We start from the raw sequence: 6523 nt of genomic DNA on the forward strand, positions 1-6523 counted from the left end.
GCTACGGATTCGCTACAGGACGCGGCGCATGCAGACCCTGGGCCACCGGTCGAGGCCGTGCTCCGCCTCCCGCGCCCGGATCTCCCGCAGGCCCGGAGTGAGCGCGCCGTCGTCCAGGGGCCGGAACCCGCAGCGCTCGTAGTACGGGGCGTTCCAGGGGACTTCGGTGAAGGTGGTGAGGGTCAGGGCAGGCGCCCCCTCGCGCACGGCCCGCTCCGCGAGACGGTCCAGCAGGGCCCTACCGATGCCGCGGCGCGCGCGGTCCGGGTGCACGGACACCTGCTCGACGTGCAGGCCTCCGTCCACGCGGTCGGCGATCAGGTACGCGACCGGAGGCGCGGCCCCCGCCTCGGCGTCGGCCCCGGTCCCGGTCCCGTCGACCGCGACCCAGGCCAGGCCGGCCGCCACGTAGCGGGCGAGTTCCCCGAGGGGGAGCGGTTCGTCGTCGGCGATCTCCGGCATGCCGATGTCCCGGAAACACAGCCCGGCGGCCCGCTCGATGTCCTGGAGGGCGGTCAGTTCGACGTCACGTGCGGCTCGAATGCGCATGGACCCCATTGTTCCACCTCAAGATCCCTTCTCCGTAAGGCAGTTCATCTGATCCACGACTGGGTACGATCGCTGCCGTGGGGGGTCACATGACATATGGACGCAGCTCCGCGCTGCGCGCCTACGGGTGCGTGGCAGCGGGCCTATTGGTACTGACGGGCTGTTCAGCCGGGGGTGACGGCAAGGGCGGCGGCGCCGACCGCACCCCGTCCGCGACGGGCACGTCCGCCCCCGCAGGGTCCGCACCCGCCGCGTCCGAACCCGCGCCGTCCGGCACGTCCACCGCCCAGCGGATCCTCGAGCTGGACGAGTCCAAGCAGCCCAAGACGCGCGCCGAGGCCCGCGCCCTGCTCGCCCGCATCGTCATCGGGCAGGAGGTCCTGGGCCCCGAGGTGGTCCGCAGCAGTCCGTTCGAGAGCGACCCGGCCCGCTGGCCCGTCCTCGGCGAGGACTGCGTCTGGCGGACCTCGCGCCTGCCCGAGGACGTACTCGCCACCAGTACCCGCTACTTCCACGTCCCGGCCAAGGAGGGCCACGGCCGCGTGCAGATCAACGCGACCGTCACCGTCCACCGCAACCGGCAGGAGTCCGGCTGGGAAACCGCGAACGCGATGGAGGAAGTCCTGCGCTGCCCCGATCAGCGGCTGAAGGCGGGCGAGGAGCTCAAGAACCTCTGGGGAGCCCCCTTCAGCCAGGGGGAGCAGATGAACAGATGGACCGAGGACGCCTTCCTCGAATCCGGCGAGTACGTCAGCTCGGAGAGCGGCGGCCCACACCCCTACATCTGGTCCCAGGGGCAGTTCGGGCCGGTCACCGTCGCCGTCGCGGTCAAGGGCGCCGAGGGCTTCACCGTCGAGGCGCTGAACACTCTCGTCGCGGAGGGCACCGGCCGGATGTTCCTGAATGCCGAGCAGGAGCTCGGAAAGGCGGCCGGCTGATGGAACGGCTGCACCCCTCGGACCCCTCCCGGATCGCCGACTACCGCCTCCTCGGGCGGCTCGGTGCCGGCGGCATGGGCGTCGTCTACCTCGGACGCAACGACGACGGCGCGCTCGCCGCCGTCAAGGTGATCCGCGCCGAGTACGCCGACGAGGCCGACTACCGGGCCCGCTTCCGCCGCGAGGCGCAGATCGCCGCCGAAGTGGACAGCCCCTGGGCCGTCCGGATCATCGGCGCCGACCCGGATGCGCACGAACCGTGGCTGGCCACCGCCTTCGTCGCCGGGCCATCCCTCGCCGAGGCCGTCGCGGCCCACGGGCCGCTCCCGCTGCGTGCCGTACGGATCCTCGGCAAGGCCATGGCCAAGGCCCTCGGAGTGATGCACCGCCAGGGCCTCGTGCACCGCGACGTCAAGCCGGGCAACGTGCTGCTCGGCATGGACCGGCCCCGGCTCATCGACTTCGGGATCGCCCGGGGCGGCGAACACGCCACCTTCACCGTCACCGACGCGGTGATCGGGACCCCCGGCTTCATCCCGCCCGAGCAGGCCGAGGGCCGCCCCGCCGAACCGGCCGGTGACGTCTTCGCGCTCGGCTGCCTCCTCGCCTACGCCGCCACCGGCCGGCTGCCGTACGGCACCGGCACTGTGGAAGCGGTGCTCTACCGCACCGTCCACGACGAGCCGGAGTTCGGCCCGGAGGTCCTCGCCGACCCCGAACTGGCCGAGCTGCTGCGGACCTGCCTGGCCAAGCACCCCGACATCCGCCCCACGGCCGCCGAGCTCGACGAGAGGCTGACCGAGGACACCCCGGAGGAGGGCACCGCCTGGCTGCCCGACCCGGTCGTCGCCACCATCGCCGAGCGGGCCGCCACCCTGCTCGCCCTGCCCGGCATCGACGAGACCGTCGCCGACCCGGACGCCGCCCCCGCCCCCGGAGCCGGGTCCGTACCCTCCCGCAGGCGCTTCCTCGGCTTCGCCGCCGCGGGCGCCGTACTCGCATCCGGCGGCGGCCTGGCCGCCTGGCTGGCCCTGCAGGACGACGACCGGAAGAAGAAGGGGGCCGCTGCCGCGTCACGGCAGTGGGTGATCGGGGTACAGGCCGACCTCTCCGGCCCGCAGAAGGCCGCAGGGCAGGCCCAGGAACGCGGCGTACGGCTGGCCGTGGACGCCTTCAACTCCCGTAAGGACAAGCCCTTCACGCTCACCGTCGCCACCGCCGACGATGCCGGCCGGGCCGACGGCTCCGCGGCCGCCGCCACCGGCCTCATCGCCAACCGCGACGTGCTGGCCGTGATCGGCCCGACCGGCAACGCCGCCGTCACCCCCTGCCTGGAGCTGTACGGTGAGGCCTCGCTGCCCCTGCTCACCGTCTCGGCCCTGGCCACCGCCTTCGGCATCACCGACCGGCGCAGCTTCTTCCAGACCAGCGCCGTCTCCCTGGGTCAAGGACAAGCAGTCAACCTCCAGTTGGCCGGGAAGCTGGGCCTGCGCCGCCTCGGCGCCCTCTTCGACCGGGACGGCGACGTGGACGGCTGGCAGGCGGTCCTCCAGGTGAACCGCACCCTCGACCTCGTCTCCCCACAGGCCACCTCCTACGCACGGGTGGTCCCGCGCGGCACCGCGGACCTGTCCCCGGTCGTCACGGACCTGCTCGCCCACGGGATCGACTGCCTCTTCTACTCCGGCAGCGCGGCGGGCGCCGCCAAGGTCGCCCGGCTGCTCGACGCCGCCGGTTTCAAGGGACCCCGGATCGCCGACTACACCAACGCGGGCCCCGAGTTCCTCGCCGCCGCCGGCCCGGCCGCCGAGGGCTGGCAGTTCTTCACCCCGTACACCGGCCCCGACGCCCCCGCGGTCGCCGACATGGCCCGCGCGCACCGGGCGGCGTACGGCGCGGAGCCCGAAATCTGGACGGCGGAAGCCTACGACGCGACCGCTCTGGTCATCGACCGGCTCGTGGCGGCGGCGCAGGGCGGCGCCCGCCCGGCCCGCGCCGAGCTGTTGTCCGCTCTCGGGCAGGGCTCCTTCCGCGGCCTGACGAAGGAGTACGTCTTCGACCAGAACCGGCAGGTGAAGGGCAACACCTACTACGTCCACCGGGTGGAGGGCGGCCGGATCCGCTACGTGGGTCCGGTCACCGAACCCCCGGCGGCGTAGCGGCGGATGCGTCCCCTCCTCCCGGCCGATCCGTCCGCGATCGGCGGAAACCGACTGCTGGGCCGGCTCGGATCGGGCGGCATGGGCACCGTGTACCTCGCCCGGTCACCCGCCGGGAACCTGGTCGCCGTCAAGGTGATCCGCGCCGACCACGGTGCGGACCCCGCCTTCCGGGCCCGGTTCCGCCGCGAGGCCGAGGCCGCCGCGGGGCTGACCGGGCGCTGGGTGGTTCCGGTGGTCGCCGCCGAGCCGGAGGCCCGCGAGCCCTGGCTGGCCACCCCGTTCGTTCCCGGCCCATCACTGGCCGAGGCGGTGTGCGGGTACGGTCCGCTGCCCGCCCGGAGCGTACGGATCCTCGGCGCGCGGCTCGCCGAGGCCCTGGAAGAAGTGCACGCGGCCGGCCTGGTCCACCGCGACGTCAAACCGGGAAACGTCCTGCTCGCCCCCGACGGCCCCCGCCTCATCGACTTCGGGATCGCGCGCGCGGCCGGTGCGACCACTCTGACGGCGGCGGACGCGGTCGTCGGCACCCCCGGCTACCTGGCACCCGAACTGGCCCGCGCGGGCGGCCCCGTGGCGGGCCCGGCCTGCGACGTCTTCTCCCTCGGCTGCGTCCTCGCGTACGCCGGAACCGCGCGCAATCCCTTCGGCGGCGGGCACGCGGCCGGGGTGGTCTTCCGCACCGTCCACGACGATCCCGAACTGGGCGACTTGCCGGGAGAGTTGCTGGAGGCCGTCAGCGCATGCCTGGCGAAGGGCCCGGAATCCCGGCCGACGCTCGCGCAACTCACCGCCCTCCTCGTCGGGCACCGTCCGGCGGACGCGGCGGACTGGCTGCCGGCCCCGCTGCTCCGGCTCATCGCGGACCGCTCCACCCGGGCCCTGGACCTGCCCGCCCCCGAGCCCACCGGGATCGACATCGCGGAGGCTGCCCGGGGGAACCTCACCCGCCGGCGGCTCCTCGCGGCCGGCGGAGCCCTCGTCGCCGTCGGCGCACCGGTCGCCTGGTTCAGTACGCGCAAGCCCGCCGGCAGCTCCCCGCCCCAGGCGGGACCCGACCGGAACCTGCCCGTGCTCACGCTGGGGCTCCAGGCCGATCTGACCGGCCCCGGCAAGGCCACCGGCCTGGCACACGAGCGCGGCATGCGGCTGGCCGTCGACCGGCACAACGCCCGTACGGACGCGGCGTTCCGACTGGCCCTGCGGGTCGCCGACGACGGGGGCGACCGGGCGCGCGCCGCGCAGGTGGCCAAGGAACTGGCCGCCGACCCCGCCGTGCTCGCGCTCACCGGCCCCACCTGGGATGCGGCCGTACCCGACCTGGCCGCCGCCTGCAGCACGGCCGGTCTCACACAACTCCTGGTATCGGCGACCGGAGCGGAGAGCGCGCACGTCCAATGGCGGACGCTGTGCTCCACCCGCCCCACGGACGACGGGCCGGTCAACCCGGTGATCCACTACCTGACCGTCGTACACCCCTCGCGCCGCACGGCGGTCGTGGAGGATCCGGCCGAAGGGGATCCGGCCTGGCGGTTCTCCCGCAGCCTGCAGGAGAGTCCCCCGGCCAGGGGTTCGGTGAGCGTCCACAGGATTCCCGAGGGCGGCTCCGACTTCGCGGGCGCCGTGCGCGCGCTCACCGAGGCCGGGGCGGAGGCCGTGGTCTACGCGGGCACGTCGCCGCAGCGCGCGGCCCGGCTGGCCCGCGCCCTGACCGATGCCGGGTTCCGGGGTCCCCGGGTCGGGGCCCAGCCCGTCATGGAGCCGGAGTTCCTCACGGCGGCCGACCGGGCGGCCGAGGGCTGGGTGTTCGGTGCCTTCTTCGGCGACCCCGCGGCCGTGCCGGCGGCCGCCGGGTTCGTGACCGCGCACCGGGCCGCGTACCGGGAACCGCCCGCCCGCTGGGCCATGGAGGCGTACGACGGCGTGGGCCTGCTGGCCGAGGCCCTGAACGGGCTGGGGGAGGAAGCCCGCGACCGGGCCGGCCTGGCCCGCAGGATCTTCCGCGCTACGTACCAGGGCCTGGCCAAGCCGCTGGCCTTCGACGGCGACACCCACGCCCTGATCGGAACGCGTGTGTCCCACCTCTACCGCGTCGAATCGGGTGCGTACCGATACCTGGGCCTGTACCCCGACGTCACCTGAGCCGGAGCCTGCGCCTGCGGCGGATCAGGATTCCGGTGGCCGCCCCCGCGAGGGCGAGCACCGCCACGCCGGCCGTCGTCCACCACAGGCCGGAGTCGGCGGTGTCGGCAGCAGGCTCCGGCGTCGGGACGGGTGCGGTCGCCGGAGCGGCCGAGGTGGCCGGGGCGGAGGAAGGCACCGAGGACGGAGTCGAGGGAGCAGCGGTGCCCGTGACCGGCGCCGGGTCCACTACCGGTACGGCGACGTCGAGTTCCCCGTGCCCGAGGGCCGGGAAGCCCACGTCCACGGTGACCTTCCAGGAACCGGGCGGGAGCGCCTCGGTCGTGGTCCACGCGGCCTTCGAGGTGCCGGTGTCGCGGACCAGCCGCCAGGGACCGAGCGTGCGCGAGCCGTCCGGGTTCGTCGCGTTCACGGTGGCGGCGACGTTCTCCTCGACGGCGTCCCCGTCGTTCTCCCAGGTGATGTCGGCGGTGACCCGGCCCTCCCGCTGCCCGGTCACCACCACCTTCAGGGTGTCCCCGTGGGCGTGGGCCGCGACGGGCGTCAGGAACATGAGGCCGAGTGCGGCCAGTACGGTCGTGAAAACGATTCGAATGCGCGTCATCGTCGCGGGCTCCGCTCGGGATGAGGGGTCCGGCGGACGGCCGCCGCGCGGGGGGGCCCGGCCCCGGGGGGGTTTAAGGGCGCCGGGGGGACGGGCGGCTGGGCCGGCGCCCGGCGTATGGGGGGGTCAAA

At 74.5% G+C, this 6523-nt stretch carries 5 protein-coding genes; 3 read left to right on the forward strand and 2 right to left on the reverse strand.

Going from position 1 to position 6523, the window contains the following annotated elements; translation table 11 throughout:
* Positions 1 to 12 precede the first annotated feature (12 nt).
* Positions 13 to 549 (reverse strand): GNAT family N-acetyltransferase, encoded by a 537-nt coding sequence (locus ACFV9H_RS08790; protein ID WP_385395276.1) that lies wholly within the window; start codon positions 547 to 549, stop codon positions 13 to 15.
* 89 nt (positions 550 to 638) lie between these two features.
* On the opposite strand from ACFV9H_RS08790, the gene ACFV9H_RS08795 reads away from it, so the two are divergent.
* Genes ACFV9H_RS08795 through ACFV9H_RS08805 form a run of 3 tightly spaced genes read left to right on the forward strand, consistent with a single transcriptional unit; the run spans position 639 to position 5788 of the window.
* Positions 639 to 1487 carry a hypothetical protein gene (locus ACFV9H_RS08795; RefSeq protein WP_385395279.1) on the forward strand — a complete coding sequence of 283 codons (849 nt, stop codon included), beginning with the start codon at positions 639 to 641 and terminating at the stop codon, positions 1485 to 1487.
* Positions 1487 to 3646, forward strand: a complete 2160-nt coding sequence (locus ACFV9H_RS08800) for an ABC transporter substrate-binding protein (RefSeq protein ID WP_385395281.1) — start codon at positions 1487 to 1489, stop codon at positions 3644 to 3646. The genes ACFV9H_RS08795 and ACFV9H_RS08800 overlap by 1 nt, the downstream gene beginning before the upstream one ends.
* A gap of 6 nt (positions 3647 to 3652) precedes the next feature.
* Positions 3653 to 5788, forward strand: a complete 2136-nt coding sequence (locus ACFV9H_RS08805) for a bifunctional serine/threonine-protein kinase/ABC transporter substrate-binding protein (protein WP_385395283.1) — start codon at positions 3653 to 3655, stop codon at positions 5786 to 5788.
* Here the strand turns inward: ACFV9H_RS08805 and ACFV9H_RS08810 are convergent.
* Positions 5781 to 6392, reverse strand: coding sequence for a hypothetical protein (locus tag ACFV9H_RS08810; RefSeq protein WP_385395286.1), 612 nt, complete (start codon positions 6390 to 6392; stop codon positions 5781 to 5783). The two genes, ACFV9H_RS08805 and ACFV9H_RS08810, sit on opposite strands and share 8 nt — an antisense overlap.
* Between the last annotated feature and the right edge of the window lie 131 nt (positions 6393 to 6523).

Source organism: Streptomyces sp. NPDC059874, from assembly GCF_042731135.1.
Classification (GTDB): Bacteria; Actinomycetota; Actinomycetes; order Streptomycetales; family Streptomycetaceae; genus Streptomyces.

What these genes read in the sequence shown, in the direction of transcription:
- ACFV9H_RS08790 (WP_385395276.1), bottom strand. Translation starts at nt 549, where the DNA reads ATGCGCATTCGAGCCGCACGTGACGTCGAACTGACCGCCCTCCAGGAC.
- ACFV9H_RS08795 (WP_385395279.1), top strand. Translation starts at nt 639, where the DNA reads ATGACATATGGACGCAGCTCCGCGCTGCGCGCCTACGGGTGCGTGGCA.
- ACFV9H_RS08800 (WP_385395281.1), top strand. Translation starts at nt 1,487, where the DNA reads ATGGAACGGCTGCACCCCTCGGACCCCTCCCGGATCGCCGACTACCGC.
- ACFV9H_RS08805 (WP_385395283.1), top strand. Translation starts at nt 3,653, where the DNA reads ATGCGTCCCCTCCTCCCGGCCGATCCGTCCGCGATCGGCGGAAACCGA.
- ACFV9H_RS08810 (WP_385395286.1), bottom strand. Translation starts at nt 6,392, where the DNA reads ATGACGCGCATTCGAATCGTTTTCACGACCGTACTGGCCGCACTCGGC.